This window comes from Bacillus sp. ISL-41 (assembly GCF_018613235.1).
GTDB lineage: Bacteria > Bacillota > Bacilli > Bacillales > Cytobacillaceae > Mesobacillus.
In genome coordinates, this window is sequence record NZ_JAGGQP010000016.1 from 12,974 (window position 1) to 28,699 (window position 15,726).

A 15,726-nucleotide genomic window follows, 5' to 3' on the forward strand; every position below is an offset into this window, starting at 1 on the left:
TGATCAGCTGCCTAAAAGATTTATTATTCCTCAAATGGCTCGACTATGTTGTTGTCATTAATGTACCATCGATTCCTGTTAACGACTGCCGAGACGGTTAAAATCAGCGAAGGAACTTTTTCGATCCGCACCACGATTGCCCCGACCAGCTGCTGGAAAATCACAAAGGATTCCCCATGGCTGAACCCCGCCCACTGGGGACCCATGATGGCAATGGAACGGATAATTTCTTCCTTTTCTGTTTGCTCAAGTGAAAGATGCGGAGAAAAAATGATAATCCAATCCTCATCACCTATCGAAAAGCGGTACATGCCCTCACCCTTTTAATTCATCATCATTGACTATTAAAAGATATGAACGGCGTCAGCAGATTATACCCCTACAATTGAATCATTAAGCACTCGAGAGATCCTTAACCCGCGATTCAGCCGCAAATCAACAAGTGTATCCCCGGTTTTAATCAATGCTCTTAACGGCTCGAATTGGTCAACCATCAAGATTGTCCCCTCTTCGCCGTCGCTAAGGAGGATACGCCTTCCTACAAGGCTGTCCATGATTCTGTACAGGAAAACGAGCATGATTTTCGGATTGAATTTTCCGAATACATCGTTTTGCATCTGGGAAATAACAATATGGAAAGGCTCTGCCTGGTGATAGACCCTTGAGGATGACATGGCATGGTATACGTCTGCAATGGCAACGATTTTCGCAAGCTCGTCTATCTTTTCGCTGCTCAGGCTGAACGGATAGCCTCCACCATCCTCACGCTCATGGTGCTGAAGAGCAATCAGCGCAACTCTTTCATTTAGTTCTGGAATGTCCTTTAACATCCGGTAGCCATAAGCTGTATGGCGTTTCATTTCAATGTATTCTTCCTGCGTCAGCCTTCCTGGCTTGTTCAGGATGTTGGCAGGGATACGAGCTTTCCCTATATCATGGAGTGTCGCTCCCAAAGTGAGATCATTCAACTCCGATTGGCCCAGATTCATCCATTTCCCTATCAATGTGGAGATGATGCCAACACAGACTGTGTGCCTGTAGGTATACTCATCCTGCGCCTTCAGCTCATAGAAGAGATGGTAGATATGGGGAATTTCAGCCGCCTGCCTGATTACAGGAAGGATGTCATTCTTGATTTCACCAACAGGGACAACTCCTGTCTTTGCAACAATATCGAATATCTCTTCCATTTGCCTGGAAGCCTCATCGATTTTCTTTGATATATCATCAAGCTTTTTATTTACTGCGATCTGTGGTGTGCGGTCCTGAATGGCATTGCCATTCCTGATTGTATCCAATAATGCATCAATTTGATGATCAGTTAAGGACGTGAACGCGGATGGAGTGGTCTTCTTCATTGATACCCTCCTCTTAGCTTATAATAGACTTGTAGTTTAAAATGATTGCTCTCTGATTAAGAAAATAATAACAAATATTTCCGGAAATAGGAACTAAAGAGGAGATAATTTCATTTTATTTTAAATTGACTAAATTTTAAGATTATTTAGTTTGTATGACGCTTACATTCTTGACTGAATCCTTCCCAATATTGTATATTTAAGACATCATTTAATAGATTATAATTGCCATGGCAAAACTGCAGGTGTATCCATTAGATGATAATATTCAACTTGGCACACATTTGTGCCGCGAAAGACATGGGAGGAAAGTTTAACATGCAAAACGGTAAAGTAAAATGGTTCAACAATGAAAAAGGTTTCGGTTTCATCGAAGTAGAAGGCGGAGACGATGTATTCGTCCACTTCTCAGCAATCCAGGGCGATGGTTATAAGTCACTAGAAGAGGGTCAGGAAGTTTCTTTCGAAATCGTTGAAGGAAATCGCGGACCACAAGCTGCTAACGTAGTAAAACTATAATTCAAAAAGTTGAAGGCTGGCGCCTGACGCCAGCCTTTTTTGATTGGTTGATTGTTCTGAGCGTTTTATGGACATTTTGACTTCGAACTTCCAATGAAATGTCCATAAAAATCACTTTCTTAGACATTTTGACCTCGAACTTCCAATGAAATGTCCATTAAACGCTTTTTCTTAGACATTTTGACTTCACTCATCCGCTGAAATGTCCATAAAAATCACTTTCTTAGACATTTTGACTTCACTCATCCGCTGAAATGTCCATTAAAACCACTTTCTTAGACATTTTGACTTCACTCCTCCGTTGAAATGTCCATAAAATTATCTTTCTTGGACATTTCGGCCACTCATTTCCTTTAAAATGTCCTTAAAAGATCTACCATGAAATCGAAACTAAAGTCTTTGTCCGCATTTTTTTATTTTTTCCCCAACGGTGCATTCGTTAATGCAGAACCGGTGGGCATATCTTTTTCCGTTTTCTTGCCGGTGATGCTTTTTCAGGAAGCATCCATTGCAGAATGTATTGAGCAATGTTTCCACCTCGGCAAGGACTTCATTACGCGTCAATCTATTCCCGCCTTTCTCTCCTCGTTATAATATTTGCATTTTGCTATTGATCATTTTACCTTGCAATGCCTGTGTCGCCAGTTTGTCAGCCTCTTTATTTTCCTTCCTGCCTACAGGATTGTATTTCGGATACAATCCCAGTTCCTTGATCTTATTCTCAATCCTGTCGAGCCAGCGGTTCAGGGTTTCTTCATAGCATGGCCACTCACCCTCAAGCTGCTTGAGTACCACTTGCGAATCCCCTTTAATGTCACAGGTCATGTTCCTTACACCCATTTCCTCAAGGATGGTGAGGGCAAAATAAAGAGCAGCGTATTCTGCTTCGTTATTCGTTTCAAGCTCATCGAAGACCTCATTGGCACGCAATCTGTACTTCTTCTTTCCCTGCTTGAAGTAGATTATGGTTCCAAGTCCTGCCTTATGATTAAAATTATCAAATCCACCGTCAAAGTAAACTGTAAGGTCATGAGGTTCTTCTTCTACTTCTTCAAGAAGCTTGCGCATCTCCTTTATCGTCCACGAAGTACCGATTTCATCTATAAAAGATATTTCTCCAGCTTTACCTGATTTCTCTAACTCTTCACCGGCCTGAAGTGCATGCTCACCATCAAGAAAATCTGAGCTGAACAGGATTCGATCTATTCCTTTTACTTTATATTCCCATTCCAATTTATATTTCATGAATTCTCCCCCGCTTTCTAATCTGTTTTTTCGCTCCGCCAAATGGGTTATTTTTAGTTATCTTACCCATTTTCTGAACACGTTACAATGAAAAAGGGACGATGAAACTTTATTGGTGGTAGTATATTTTATAAATTATCGCTCCTCTTATGATACACTAACTATTATCTGTACAAACAAACCGGGAGTGATCTTTGTTGTTCGAAGTTTATATTGATGGCGCAAGTGCTGGCAACCCTGGACCAAGCGGTGCTGGCATTTTTATAAAAGGAGAAGGAGAAGTTTTCAGATACTCCATCCCTCTTGGGGTCATGTCTAACCATGAAGCTGAATATCATGCATTTATAAAAGCATTGGAAATCTGTCTTGAAAAAGGTTTCAGTGTTGTATCATTCAGGACCGATTCGCAGCTCGTAAATGCAGCAGTGGAAAAGGAGTTCGTGAAAAACAAGCTTTATTCCCCCCTGCTAGAAAAAGCATTAATGCTTGCCGGGCAATTTGATTTGTTCTTCATGAAATGGATTCCATCGAGTGAAAATAAAACAGCGGACGACCTGGCAAGAAAGGCTGTAAGGGAGAACAACATGAAAGGAACCGAAGAATAATATGAAAGCATCAACTTTCGCGGATTTAAGCTTGCTTTTCGTAGCCCTCATCTGGGGAGCAACATTTGTGCTTGTACAAAATGCAATATCTTTTCTCGAGCCACAATCCTTCAATGCAGTCCGATTTACCCTGGCAGCAATCTTGTTAGGACTTTGGCTTATGGTTTTTGAAAAAGACCAGCTAAAAAAGCTGGATAAGAAATTGATATTATCCGGGATCATGCTGGGATTCTGGCTTTTCATCGGCTATGCATTCCAGACATTAGGATTGCTGTATACGACTTCATCCAAGGCTGGCTTTATAACTGGATTGAGTGTGGTCCTGGTACCACTGTTAATGCTTGGAATCCTGAAACAGCGGCCGAGCTTGAACTCGATCGCAGGGGTCTCTGCAGCAACTGCTGGCCTTTATCTCTTAACAATGTCGGATGTATCCAGCCTGAATATTGGTGACGGCTTTGTCCTAATATGTGCCGCAGGATTCGCACTGCACATCGTTTTCACAGGAAAGTTCAGCAGCAGTTATCCGACACTCCTTTTGACGATGGTCCAAATCGCAACTGTAGGGGCTCTGTCAGCAATATCAGCTATCCTTTTTGAGGATTGGAAAAGAGCATTCAACCCTGAGGTCATCTTTTCAGCGAATGTCCTGATCGCCCTGCTGGTTACATCCATACTGGCGACTGCTCTGGCGTTTTTTATCCAGACGAATTTCCAGAAACACACAACGGCCACTCGAGTTGCCTTGATTTTTGCAATGGAACCAGTTTTTGCAGCAATTACGGCTTACTTCTGGGCAGATGAGCGCCTAACCTATATTGCCCTTGCCGGCTGTGTATTAATTTTTGCCGGTATGGTTTTCGCGGAATTGCCGTCTGGCAAATTCGAAAGTTTCATTCGTAAAATAATCCCTAAAAAAGAGGCTGATTTCAAAGCATAGCGCTTTGGAACCAGCCTCTCTTTATATTCTAGTTCAGCTTCAGCGCTTGTCGGGGCTGACCCGGCGCTTCCGCTTTTTGTCATACGGCCAAAAGCTCGATTTTTTTAACGTACTGCAACGCTTCTTTGCGGGAATGAATTTTATTAGAAGCAAAGGTTTCCAAGAGCGAAATATAAAAGCTTCCATCAAATCCTTTTTGGGCTTTTAGTGTGATTTCAATGGCTGTATTTGTGAGTTCATCGGTAGAATTTGTATACTGTTGACCGAAATAAATAAAGCCGATGGCGTCCTCACGCAACTGGAACCCTTTGCTTTTCAAATGAAGCAGGTAATCTTCAACTGTCCGCACTGACTGAATCAATCCTCTCTTCAAGCCGTTTCTAGTAAAATTTTACCGCAATATTCGAGCTTTTTCTACCGTTTTTTTGTTAAAAGATATCCAGCAAATCCCATCGCCATGCCAATAAAGGCTCCGCCAAGTACCTCTTTTGGCTGGTGGCCCAGCATTTCTTTCAATGGATCTGGAGACTTTTCTTCAAACTCTACAGGGTCATCCTCATGAATCTTATCCATTAATTCATCAAGATCATTAACTTTTAAAGTCAGTTCTCCTGTTTGTCTCCTTATCCCCTGGGCATCATACATGACAATAATGCCATACACGAGTGACAATGCAAAATCAACCGAACGTACACCTTTAGTAAGAGCAACATATGTTGTTAAAGATGAGACACCAGCTGAATGGGAGCTTGGCATTCCGCCGCTGGCCAAAAATAAATCTGGTTTCCATTCCTGTGTCTTAGCATAATGAAACGGTATTTTTAAAGCCTGAGCAAGGCCAATACTTGAAATTGCAATAACTGCACCTTTATTCATCTTCCGTCACCTCCATGTTATTTTGAAGAAAAATGATTGCTTTTATTCTTGCCCGTTCATAATAAGGATTAAGCTGTAATAAGCAGACAACCTATAAAGGTTAATTCTCATTTCTGAACATTTTTAAACAAAAATTTTTCTGGAGGGATTGCTGAATATGAGCAAAAAGGGAAACAGAGGGACAAAGGCACCCGGGGTAAATCCACAAGGCTATGGACAAGATGCTGAATTGGCTGAAGAACCAAAGTCAAAGCTGGAAAATGCCGCTAAGAAAAAGAATACAAAATAACGAAGTTTGCTGAACGCTAAACCATAAAAAAACGGCTGGTATATTACCAGCCGTTCCCATTAAGCGTGCATTTCGTATTCGAACAGACGGTGCAGCCCTTTGAGTTCAACTTCATTGAACTTGGAAAGAAGCTTTTCCCGGTCAATTTTAAACCTGGCGTCGTCGATCTTGCATTCAACAGGTACATCACATTTGATTTCAGCCAGCTGTCTGCTTAAATGAAGCATATCAAGGTCAGCTTCGATTTTAGCTCGCTGAGATTTTGTCAGTAGATGCAGGTTCGCGATGACACCTTCAACATCCCTATGTTCCTGAAGCAGCTTAATAGCAGTCTTTTCACCAATCCCGCGGACTCCAGGATAGTTATCACTTGGGTCGCCCATGAAGGCTTTTAAATCAATCATCTGTTCAGGCCAGATGCCTTTTTCTGCAAAAAGGCTATGGCGATCGTGGACTTGATAATTGCCGTAGCCCTTCTGGAGCAGGATGACAGAAACCCGGTCGTCAATAAGCTGTAGGATATCCTTATCACCTGTCAGAATCGTAATGGAGTCCACTTCCTTAGCCGTCCTGGCAATCGTCCCTATACAGTCATCAGCTTCATAGCCTCTCAAACCAATGTTTGGTACATCCAGAGCTTCCACTACCTCTTTAACAAGGTCAAACTGCGGCAGCAGCTCAACAGGCGCCTCAGGTCTATTTGCTTTATAATGGTCGAACATTTCTGTACGGAAGGTTTTGCTGCCCATATCCCAGCATACTGCAGTATGGGTAGGCTTGAAATTTGCAACTGCAGTCGCAAAGTGTTTTATGAACCCGTGGATCGCATTTGTTGGGACCCCTTTGGAATTTATCATGAACTGTCCGGAAACAGCTGTTGCATAGAATGCTCTGAAAAGCAAAGCCATCCCGTCAACCAGCATTAGCGAAGTTTTATTATTTTCCAAGCTGGCACCTCCAATGAGAATTTTGAGCCATTGCTTTATTTAAAAAGCTTGATGCCTTAATGTGAAAGTCAACTTTGATATTATAACACAATTATAGGTGTTCCCTTGTATATTCCGAAAATAACCATTCTTCAATCATCTAACCAGACTGAGTCAAAGCGACTTTTCCCCAAAACATCATTCACTTTTGGAAACGGGATTTTCATGATAAGAAACCCAATCGCTGAAGCTTCCTGCATAGAGTCTGACATTCTTGAATCCAGCTTCTTTTAAGGCGATATAATTAGGCGTTGCCGTAACACCTGAGCCGCAATAAACGATGATTGGCTCGCTAAAATCTAGGTCTTTAAATCTCTTTTCCTGCTCGTCCCGAGGCTTAAAAAAACCATTTTCAAAGCCGTCCATCCAAGGTTTATTAATCGCTGTCGGGATATGGCCGGGAATCCGGTCAATTGGCTCCTCGATTCCAAGGTAACGTCTGCTTTCCCGGGAATCAACAAGGACAGCACTCCCATTCCCTTCAAGTGCAATATCTTTCACCTCTTCATAGGAAGCCAGCATATCGTTATTTTCATTTATCGTGTAATTTGTCTTTTGATAATGCGTTACGGATTCCTCAGTCGGATACCCTGCCTTCTTCCACGCGTCGAAGCCTCCGTTCAGGATATAGACTTTCTCATGTCCAACGTATTGAAGAAGCCACCACATCCTTGATGCGAATGCTCCTTCCTTTCCGTCGTAGACAACGATTGTTGTTTCATTATCGATTCCAGCATTCTGAAGCTTCTCTTTAAACTGACTTGTTTCAGGGAGAGGGTGCCTGCCGCCATGCTCCCCGACCGAACCAGAAAGATCTTTTTCCAGGTCGAAATAAACAGCGCCTGGAATATGGCTTTGTTCATATAGAAGCCTGCCCTCATCAGGATTCCCCAGCTTGAATCGGCAATCGACGACTCTTGTATCCTTGTCTCCCAGACGATCATTAAGCCATTTTGAATCAACATGATTTCTCAAGGCATTCACTCCTTCGTTTGTTTTTGGACCATCAATTTTTTTACATGCTCCTTTGGATCCCAGCAGTTGAATTGATAGTGGCTTTTCGTTTCATAGCCCAGCCTTAGGCAATGATATTTCATTTTCCCATCAATTTTTTCAGCCTGAAAATTAACACAAGTAGCACATGCATGAAATCGGTTACTGGTCATCCCTCATACAACCTTTATTGATCGTTTTTTATATTCATCAATGCAGCTTTCACAGTATCGATAGAGAAATTATCATCAAGGGCAGAGGTGATTCCTTCGAAATACTCGGTGATCTGCTCTGAAAAATCCTTTTGGACTTTCTCAAACTCACGATCTAATTCAGGAAGGTAGTGGTCTTTCAGCCTTGCATTCTCTTTTTCAAGATAATCCTCTGCAGGTCCGTGTAAAAGCTTTTCAAGTTCATCTGCCATTAATTTCTTTTCATTTTTCTCAAAGAAGGATTTGGGATTCTTGAACATTCCAAGCGTCTTCTTGAATATCGCATGATCGATGTCCTGGTATGCTGTTTCAAAGTCTACTCCGGTTAATGGACCATTTTCTGTGGCAGAAATAGAAACCGAAGAATTAATTTTCAGCAATTCGGCTGACAAAGCTTCCTGGAACTCTTTCAATATCCGTAAAATAAACGCCTCGGCCCTTAATGAGGTGGCCCTCATTTCCTGAGCCAGGTCATATCCAATGCTCTCAATCAATTCATCAAGCGCTGTTTCAAGAGCCTTCTTCATATTGCGCCCATCGTCCTTCAAAAGCGCTGGATTGAAGGCCTCCCTAAAGAATTCCCCAAACCTGATGAAGACACGCTGGCGAATATAATATGTCAATTCATCGCTTTCCTGGACAAGGCGGTCCTTAAGCACTGCCGGTTGCTTCTCGGATAAAACGCTCAGCATTTCTTCTTTTTGTGATAATAGCTTCCTCCGCCTATCAGTCCTTGCAGCCTTGTCTTCTTCTGCCGACCTAATCATTTCCTCGATCACATTGACAGCCTGACGCCATTTTGCCCCTGCAGACTCAACAGCCATATTCATAAGGTCATTGGCAATGAATGAATAAAATGCCTTTTCAAATCGATTAAAAAGCTGGTCTCCACCAGTCTCTTGATCCAACTTAGCATTTAAGCCATTCAAACTTGAAACTGGGAACAGATGAGGCTTCCTGATGCCATATTGGACAAGCTGGTCTTTCACATATTCTAATACGGCTGACTGCTCTTCCTCCGAATTCGCCAAATCAACGGCATTGACAATGAAAAACATTTTATCAAGCTCAAAGGTATCCTTGACCCTGCCCAGCTGGATCAGGAACTCCCTATCCGCTTTTGAGAAGGCATGATTATAGTAGGTTACGAATAAAATAGCATCCGAATTCTTGATATAATCGAAGGCAACTCCTGTATGGCGGGCATTGATTGAATCGGCACCAGGCGTATCAACCAAAGTGATCCCCTCTCTTGTAAGTTCGCAATCATAATAGACCTCTATCCATTCAACAAAACAAGATTTTTCCTCTTCAGCAACATAGCCTCGGAATGATTCAAGATCAACAAAAAGCTTCTCGCCGAAACTATTTTTAAAATCACTGAATCCTTTGGCAAAAGCCTGGAGAAATGAGTAATGCGTTTTTTCTGCGGCACTGTAACCGCTATCCTCGGAATTAAGACTATTGATTTGATCGATCGCTCGTTCGAAATCAGTCGTGTTCTTGCCGAATAATCCCAGAGAGCGGTCCAGTTCTTTCAGTAATTCACTGGCACTTTTTATTTTGACAATGACCGTTCCGTGAGGATTCTCATTTGTCACCGGTTTAATTTTATTGATGGCAGCAGTTGTCGGATTTGGTGATACCGGCAAAATCCGTTCCCCTACCAGAGCATTTGCGAAAGAGGACTTCCCAGCGCTGAATGCCCCGAACAAGGCAACAGTAAATTCTCTTTCCTTTAACCTTGAGGCTTTATCCTTTAATTCACGGGCGATTTTTTTCAAGCCAGGTATATTCTCGATCTGTTCAGATGTAAAATTCATTTTTCTTACCAGCTTCTGTTGTTTCTCATGAAATTGTGCAATCTCAATCCCGCCTTGCTCGACAGGAGCTTCCTGTACTAAAGGATCGGTCACTTCCTTCGCAGTGTTTGAGGAGGCAATATCATCAGTTACGATCACTTCTGGCTCGTCTTCGGCAGCCTTAAAAATCAGATACGCTTCCTCTTGATATTCTGTCGGTTGACCATACAGAATTTCTGATACGAACCTGCGTTGCTCGGCCAGGTTTTCCAGAATGACATTCAATGCCTTCCACGCTGAGAAAAGCTTCGCGAGTTGTTCTTCTTTCTTGAGAATTTCATTTATCTCCTCATCATCCTGACCTTTTACATAGCCGATGAACTTTTCCTTGATGGGCTCCAGCTTTCTTCTTGCAAGATTCTTCAATGCTTCCGCCACGTCGTTAGTATAATTGAGAACATAGTCTCCTGAAAGTCTTGCACCAGACTTGACGGCTCCAGATAGCAGCTCGGTTTGGAACTCAATCTTAAAGCTATTGGCTGATGTCTGCAGCTCGGTCTGCGAAAGATTATGTTTCTTGAACAGCTCGGATAAAAAGTTCTTGATATGCCAGTCGAGCTGGGATTGAACTTTATCCTCGAGGTCTCGATAGAAACTGTCGAGTCTTGCTGTTCGTTCCTGTTCCGTTTTTTGTTTTGAAAATAGCAAACCCACTTTAAAGTCTGGCTGCCTTGACTGAAGATAAGCCTCCGCCAGCTCCCTTGTCTGGAATGGCATTAGATAGGCGCTTTTTAGAATATCATTGAGTCCATCCCGGAATTCACGTTCAGGATCCCGTTCACCCTGGATTTTTTCAATATTCATCCTTAAATTATCCAGTTCATATGACAGCTGTTGCCTTTCACTGTCCGAAAGCCCTTCGAGGATTGTTTCAAATTGATCGATTTCTTCAGAGACATTCTGATGAAGATGCGCCAAATGATCCTCGGTCAATTTTTCCATCGACTTAAAAATCGAAACTGGCAGTATTTCTTTTCTCTTGCTCTTCCGCTCCATGATAAACGAAAGGAGTATCTGAAATTGATTATGTGGCGATTCAGGGGCTTTCAGCGATGTATAAAAAATCCCCGCATGTTTTACTCCCCAGTCAGCAAAAGAATTTTCAACACTCGTCTTGAACTGCTCAAAAGACAATTCTGCATCCTGGTGCTTGTCGACCTGGTTGATAATCAAATATAGTTCTTTTCCTGCATCTGTTAATTCCTTCGTAAAAAGGAAATTCAGTTCAGATTGGACATGGTTATAATCCATCACATAAAACACGATATCTGAAAGATGGAGCGCCGATTCAGTGGCAATCCGATGGGCATCATCAGTGGAATCGATCCCAGGTGTGTCCATGATGACGGCCTGTTCCAGAAACTCCGCACCATTATGGCTGATTTCGATAGCCTGGATTTGCTCGCCATCCTTGCAGTAAGTTTTGACAGTTTCATAATCATATGGTGCCGGATATAAGCGTGAGCCGCCGTCTTTGAAGATGACCTTTGCATATTCAGTACCTGACTTAATCCGTACCAGGTTCGCACTGGTCGGAATTGGGCTTGAGGGCAGGATATTGTCGCCGATCAGCCTGTTGATCATGCTCGACTTCCCTGCAGAAAAGTGTCCGCAAAAAGCAATTGAAAATTCCTCCTCAACTGCTTTCCTTCCCAATTCCTTTACTTTTTCAGCTGTATCGTCATCGTGATTTGAATTCATTAAATTATATAAAGATAAAATCTTTCCAAGAAGCTTATGATCTTGCTGTGCAATAGTCTGGCCCATTCCTCTAACCCCTTGTGACAAAATTGTGAATAACTTTATTTTATATGATTTTTCGGTCTTTTCCTATAATTACATTTTCGCCTCTTGTAAAAAGTAAAACAAATAAATTAATCAACCTAGAAAAGCACTGACAAATGGACAAAAAGAAAAAGCCCGAACTTAGTCCGGGCTTTCATCTAATTGAGAATCTGTTTATTAATGTGGTTTTAGTACATTGCTCAATACATATTTCATAAGTAAGGAGTAAGCTGCTATGGTAGAAACAACTAACATGGAAACCATTGGTACGACACCATCCTTAAGGTTCTTTTTTAACTGAGAATAATTTTCATCTTAAGGAAAGTGTAGCACTATTGATTATCATTTTCAATGGAAGCAGATTAATTGTCACACTTATTTAACAAATTCGGGACGAACCGACCCTGATTCGAGAATTCAGATTCATACATGGTCAACTCTCGCAATGCCTTCTCCTCTGCAGGAATCCTGATCGATAAAATCAGGATGTTCAGCAAGGTGAAGACTGCCATTGTGATATAGGCATTGAACATTAAAGGAATAACAATCAATTCTATTGCTACAATTAAATAGTTTGGATGCTTGATGATTTTATATGGTCCTCTTTTGATGACGTTAGCTCCTGGAAGAATGATGATCTTTGTATTCCAGAACCTTCCCAATGAAGAGAGTGACCAAATTCTCATCACCTGCGTAAAAATAAACAAAGCAAGTAATGCCGGCCAATATCCTGACAGGTTTTTATCAAAGAAGATCACTTCCAGGATAAAAAATATGAAAAAAGCTGTATGGATTGACACCATTGCGGGATAGTGCCCCTGCCCAAACTCTATTGCTCCCTGTGCTTTCATCCAGGCTTCATTTTTTCTGGCTATGACTAGTTCTGTCAGCCTCTGAAAGATGATTAATCCGATAAATATGAGGAACACCATGTTATTCCCACCTCATCAAAAGCAATTCGGAGCTAAATCCGGGTCCTAAGGCTGCCCCCAGTCCAAGATCGCCTGCCTCCGCTGTCTCCATGAACCTTTTTAATACATATAGTATTGTTGCTGAAGACATATTCCCATAATCTTTTAAGACCTCCATTGATGTCCTGGTCATTGCTTCAGGGAATTTGAGAGCAGAAACATAGGCATCCAGGACCTTCTTTCCTCCTGGGTGCGCAATGAAGTGATCGAGATTCGGAACGTCAAGGTTATTGCTGTTCAAAAACCTTAAAACATTAGGCTGAAGCCAGTTTTCGATGATCGTCGGTATATCCTTGGAAAACACGACATAAAGTCCCTCATTTTTCACTTCCCAGCCCATGACATCCTCAGAGTCAGGCATGGTTGTTGACTGAGTGCCGATAATATTAGGTGCAGCATCTTTTTTCATGATATTCTCATAGCCGGAATCATCACCACAGACCAGGGCGCACGCAACCCCATCCGCAAACAGTGAAGTTCCAATCAGATTGCTTTTTGAACGGTCATTACGCTGGAAGGTTAAACTGCATAATTCAATTGACAGCACCAGAACCTTTGCCTCCGGGTATGCCAGACAATATTCAAAGGCTCGCGACAGTCCAGCTGCCCCACCAGCACACCCAAGACCCCAGATTGGGATCCTTTTAGTATATTGAGATGATGGCAGGATATTCATTATTCTCGCATCAATGCTTGGGGTCGACACACCCGTGCTGCTGATAGTAAAAATAGCATCGATTTCTTCAAGTTGTACTTGGTTTTTTAAAAACTCATCACTTTTCAGGCAATTCGAGATTGCTTGTGCTCCTAGTTCCACAGCTGCCTCAATATAGGCATTATTCTTCTCTTCAAAAGTATGGTCACTTTCAAACCAATCAAGATTTTTAGCAAAATGGCGTTTCTCGATTTGGCCATTCTGAAATACAGTTAGCAGCCTATTTATATCTTTAAAGGATTCTTTGAATAGCTTTTCTGCAAAATCCATTACCTTTTCCTGCTCTATTGAAAATGGCGGCACAGCTTCTGCGATGGATATAACTCTTGGCATGTTTATACTCTCCTCACATCTATGTACGGTTACTTTTTCCATTTACCCAGAGAGTATACAGTCAAACTAGACTTGGACTGAAACGAAAAAAAGCTTTCCCCACAAATAAGGGAAAGCCTAACGTTTTGAAGGAGTTGCTGTGCAAGTTCATTATACAATGCACTCAAGCCTTGTACATTATAAAATCATTACCAGTTGACATTATATTTCTTAGAAGACTGTCTGTTTTTACCTCAATGGCTTCTTTTGTACGAAGCAGAGTACCTGCTTTTACCGTTTTAAACCTCGCGGATCTTTTTCGGGTAATGGATAATTACATTTCGATATCGTTCAAGCAGAAAGATACCCTTATGGAAGGCATTCCTCCTCCATAAGGGTATTATTCAAGCGTAAAGTTACTATTAAGCATGCAAATCCACTTTTTTTACAGTTTGCTCCTCAATAACATTTTCAGGACAATACAGTAAACAAACTACTGCTTACAGTAAGTCTATTTTATCAGGCAATCAAAAACCATGGATCGTCATTCCACCGTCTACAAACAGGGTTTGTCCAGTGACATAATTCCCGGCATCTGAGCTTAGGAATACCACCGGCCCCACAAGCTCAGGCAACTCCCCGATCCGCTTCAATGGTGTAACTGCCAGGATATCCTGCACATACGCTTCGTCGGCCAATAGCTTTTCAGTCAGAGGCGTTTTGAAGTACCATGGACCGATTGAATTCACATTGATATCGTATTGTCCCCATTCCATCGCAAGCACCTTTGTCATCTGCATAAGGGCGGCCTTAGTTGCCGCATAGGCCACGCCCGTCCTGAGGGCTACTTGACCCGCTACAGACGCAATATTAATGATTTTGCCTCCTGATTCCTGTACCTTCATGATTTTTCCCGCTTCCTGGGACATCATGAAGGCAGATTTCAGATTGGTATCCATGATTGTTTGCCATTCTTCATCCGTTGCTTCCAGAGCCTTTGAACGGATGTTCATACCCGCATTGTTGACAAGAATATCAATCTTTTTCCATTCAGACCTTACTGTAGAAATCGAATTATGTACTTGATCCCTTTTTGTCACATCTGTTGGCAGCACCAGAGTCTTTCTTCCCATTTTTTTAATTACCGAAGATGTTTCTTTGAGATCTTCCTCCGTGCGTGCAAATAAGGCAACATCTGCTCCAGCTTCAGCCAGACCGATTGAAATCGCTCGGCCAATCCCTCTGCCAGCACCTGACACTACTGCTGTTTTACCTTTCAAATCAAAAGATGGCAAAAACATTCACATCATCCTCCCGCTTTAAAATTGACTTAATTTTAACATATTGTCCGGGAAAATCAGGATATCTCGCCTGCGAATACGAAAAAGCACCAAACCAGGTGCTATTTTTCGTCGGACTGCTTTTGTACCTCAATCCAGATTTGTTTTTCAGCTGCCCTCCCGCATTTTTTGCATAATCTTATTTCATCATATATGAGGCGGCAATGTTCGCAATAATACTTTTGCATAAACCCACTTCCTGATAGATCCATTTTCTATTAGTTTATTAGCTAAACGTGGAATGGTGATTCCTGTTTTTCTAATTGCTTTTTTAAAAATGTCAAGTCGTTCTGTCACATCCCGATTTGATTGCTTGCTAATATGCTCAAATTTTCACATAAATCTATTCACAGATTTTTCACATTTACCCATCGTTACATGTGACTTAAATCACTGTATTGACGCGTTTTCACCATTAACATAGTAAATATATCAGGTATGAACAATTTGTGAACTGTCTGAAACCATATTTACGTTTCCAAATTGTTTTGTATTATGAAAATGTACTTATCATTTATAAACGAACATTTCATACGAAGGGAGTGGACCGGGATGGCTCAGCCTGGAATCGGGAAGAAAACACATACAAAGGTGGAAGACCAATCTTCCTTGAAAGGAACACTTGCATCCGTTTTCTTGTTAGGATTCTTTTTAATCGTTACTTGGGTAGGCGTTTATTTCTTGTTTGTTGATCGTTTCTAAGATAGACCAAAAGGGG

General features: G+C 41.7%; 17 protein-coding genes. 5 read left to right on the forward strand and 12 right to left on the reverse strand.

The window, feature by feature from the left end; translation table 11 throughout:
- Positions 1 to 23 precede the first annotated feature (23 nt).
- Positions 24 to 311: a hypothetical protein gene (locus J7I80_RS07020; RefSeq protein ID WP_214736983.1), complete on the reverse strand. Its 288-nt coding sequence runs from the start codon at positions 309 to 311 to the stop codon at positions 24 to 26.
- A 60-nt stretch (positions 312 to 371) separates the two neighbouring features.
- Positions 372 to 1,358, reverse strand: coding sequence for an HD-GYP domain-containing protein (locus J7I80_RS07025; protein WP_214736985.1), 987 nt, complete (start codon positions 1,356 to 1,358; stop codon positions 372 to 374).
- A gap of 318 nt (positions 1,359 to 1,676) precedes the next feature.
- Between J7I80_RS07025 and cspD the strand changes: the two genes are divergently transcribed.
- Positions 1,677 to 1,877 carry a cold-shock protein CspD gene (gene cspD / locus J7I80_RS07030; protein ID WP_023627628.1) on the forward strand — a complete coding sequence of 67 codons (201 nt, stop codon included), beginning with the start codon at positions 1,677 to 1,679 and terminating at the stop codon, positions 1,875 to 1,877.
- A 390-nt stretch (positions 1,878 to 2,267) separates the two neighbouring features.
- On the opposite strand, the gene J7I80_RS07035 is transcribed toward cspD, so the two are convergent.
- On the reverse strand, positions 2,268 to 2,441 hold the full coding sequence (locus J7I80_RS07035; protein ID WP_214736987.1) for a zinc-finger domain-containing protein: 174 nt from the start codon (positions 2,439 to 2,441) through the stop codon (positions 2,268 to 2,270).
- Between the two features lie 24 nt (positions 2,442 to 2,465).
- On the reverse strand, positions 2,466 to 3,122 hold the full coding sequence (locus tag J7I80_RS07040; protein ID WP_214736988.1) for a reverse transcriptase-like protein: 657 nt from the start codon (positions 3,120 to 3,122) through the stop codon (positions 2,466 to 2,468).
- Between the two features lie 197 nt (positions 3,123 to 3,319).
- On the opposite strand from J7I80_RS07040, the gene J7I80_RS07045 reads away from it, so the two are divergent.
- Together J7I80_RS07045 and J7I80_RS07050 are read left to right on the forward strand one after the other, a co-directional pair.
- On the forward strand, positions 3,320 to 3,727 hold the full coding sequence (locus J7I80_RS07045) for a reverse transcriptase-like protein (protein WP_214736990.1): 408 nt from the start codon (positions 3,320 to 3,322) through the stop codon (positions 3,725 to 3,727).
- A gap of 1 nt (position 3,728) precedes the next feature.
- A complete protein-coding gene (locus tag J7I80_RS07050) occupies positions 3,729 to 4,667 on the forward strand; it encodes a DMT family transporter (protein ID WP_214736992.1) in 939 nt (312 codons plus the stop codon).
- A gap of 79 nt (positions 4,668 to 4,746) precedes the next feature.
- Here J7I80_RS07050 and J7I80_RS07055 read toward each other — a convergent pair whose 3' ends face one another.
- Positions 4,747 to 5,016, reverse strand: a complete 270-nt coding sequence (locus tag J7I80_RS07055) for a DUF6123 family protein (RefSeq protein ID WP_214736994.1) — start codon at positions 5,014 to 5,016, stop codon at positions 4,747 to 4,749.
- A 65-nt stretch (positions 5,017 to 5,081) separates the two neighbouring features.
- Positions 5,082 to 5,543, reverse strand: a complete 462-nt coding sequence (locus tag J7I80_RS07060; RefSeq protein ID WP_214736996.1) for a divergent PAP2 family protein — start codon at positions 5,541 to 5,543, stop codon at positions 5,082 to 5,084.
- 157 nt (positions 5,544 to 5,700) lie between these two features.
- On the opposite strand from J7I80_RS07060, the gene sspL reads away from it, so the two are divergent.
- Positions 5,701 to 5,832, forward strand: a complete 132-nt coding sequence (gene sspL / locus J7I80_RS07065) for a small, acid-soluble spore protein L (RefSeq protein WP_214736998.1) — start codon at positions 5,701 to 5,703, stop codon at positions 5,830 to 5,832.
- 59 nt (positions 5,833 to 5,891) lie between these two features.
- Here the strand turns inward: sspL and J7I80_RS07070 are convergent, their stop codons facing one another.
- From J7I80_RS07070 to J7I80_RS07095, 6 genes are all read right to left on the reverse strand, one after another.
- A complete protein-coding gene (locus J7I80_RS07070) occupies positions 5,892 to 6,755 on the reverse strand; it encodes a 5'-3' exonuclease (protein ID WP_285289121.1) in 864 nt (287 codons plus the stop codon).
- Between the two features lie 201 nt (positions 6,756 to 6,956).
- Entirely contained in the window at positions 6,957 to 7,802 is an 846-nt protein-coding gene (locus tag J7I80_RS07075; RefSeq protein WP_483297689.1) for a sulfurtransferase, read from the reverse strand.
- Between the two features lie 196 nt (positions 7,803 to 7,998).
- Positions 7,999 to 11,652 carry a dynamin family protein gene (locus tag J7I80_RS07080; protein WP_214737004.1) on the reverse strand — a complete coding sequence of 1,218 codons (3,654 nt, stop codon included), beginning with the start codon at positions 11,650 to 11,652 and terminating at the stop codon, positions 7,999 to 8,001.
- Between the two features lie 380 nt (positions 11,653 to 12,032).
- Positions 12,033 to 12,602, reverse strand: coding sequence for an isoprenylcysteine carboxyl methyltransferase family protein (locus J7I80_RS07085; protein WP_214737006.1), 570 nt, complete (start codon positions 12,600 to 12,602; stop codon positions 12,033 to 12,035).
- 1 nt (position 12,603) lies between these two features.
- Positions 12,604 to 13,689 carry a type III polyketide synthase gene (locus tag J7I80_RS07090; RefSeq protein WP_214737008.1) on the reverse strand — a complete coding sequence of 362 codons (1,086 nt, stop codon included), beginning with the start codon at positions 13,687 to 13,689 and terminating at the stop codon, positions 12,604 to 12,606.
- Positions 13,690 to 14,195: 506 nt separating this feature from the next.
- Positions 14,196 to 14,969, reverse strand: a complete 774-nt coding sequence (locus J7I80_RS07095) for an SDR family NAD(P)-dependent oxidoreductase (protein WP_214737010.1) — start codon at positions 14,967 to 14,969, stop codon at positions 14,196 to 14,198.
- A gap of 591 nt (positions 14,970 to 15,560) precedes the next feature.
- Between J7I80_RS07095 and J7I80_RS07100 the strand changes: the two genes are divergently transcribed.
- Complete coding sequence (locus J7I80_RS07100) at positions 15,561 to 15,710, forward strand: hypothetical protein (RefSeq protein ID WP_023627611.1); 150 nt, start codon at positions 15,561 to 15,563, stop codon at positions 15,708 to 15,710.
- The last annotated feature ends 16 nt before the right edge of the window (positions 15,711 to 15,726 follow it).

Excerpts from the sequence above, each read along its gene's own strand:
- J7I80_RS07085 (WP_214737006.1), bottom strand. The coding sequence starts at position 12,602 with ATGGTGTTCCTCATATTTATCGGATTAATCATCTTTCAGAGGCTGACA.
- J7I80_RS07020 (WP_214736983.1), bottom strand. The coding sequence starts at position 311 with ATGTACCGCTTTTCGATAGGTGATGAGGATTGGATTATCATTTTTTCT.
- sspL (WP_214736998.1), top strand. The coding sequence starts at position 5,701 with ATGAGCAAAAAGGGAAACAGAGGGACAAAGGCACCCGGGGTAAATCCA.
- J7I80_RS07050 (WP_214736992.1), top strand. The coding sequence starts at position 3,729 with ATGAAAGCATCAACTTTCGCGGATTTAAGCTTGCTTTTCGTAGCCCTC.
- J7I80_RS07040 (WP_214736988.1), bottom strand. The coding sequence starts at position 3,122 with ATGAAATATAAATTGGAATGGGAATATAAAGTAAAAGGAATAGATCGA.
- cspD (WP_023627628.1), top strand. The coding sequence starts at position 1,677 with ATGCAAAACGGTAAAGTAAAATGGTTCAACAATGAAAAAGGTTTCGGT.
- J7I80_RS07080 (WP_214737004.1), bottom strand. The coding sequence starts at position 11,652 with ATGGGCCAGACTATTGCACAGCAAGATCATAAGCTTCTTGGAAAGATT.
- J7I80_RS07025 (WP_214736985.1), bottom strand. The coding sequence starts at position 1,358 with ATGAAGAAGACCACTCCATCCGCGTTCACGTCCTTAACTGATCATCAA.
- J7I80_RS07060 (WP_214736996.1), bottom strand. The coding sequence starts at position 5,543 with ATGAATAAAGGTGCAGTTATTGCAATTTCAAGTATTGGCCTTGCTCAG.
- J7I80_RS07070 (WP_285289121.1), bottom strand. The coding sequence starts at position 6,755 with ATGCTGGTTGACGGGATGGCTTTGCTTTTCAGAGCATTCTATGCAACA.
- J7I80_RS07090 (WP_214737008.1), bottom strand. The coding sequence starts at position 13,689 with ATGCCAAGAGTTATATCCATCGCAGAAGCTGTGCCGCCATTTTCAATA.
- J7I80_RS07095 (WP_214737010.1), bottom strand. The coding sequence starts at position 14,969 with ATGTTTTTGCCATCTTTTGATTTGAAAGGTAAAACAGCAGTAGTGTCA.
- J7I80_RS07100 (WP_023627611.1), top strand. The coding sequence starts at position 15,561 with ATGGCTCAGCCTGGAATCGGGAAGAAAACACATACAAAGGTGGAAGAC.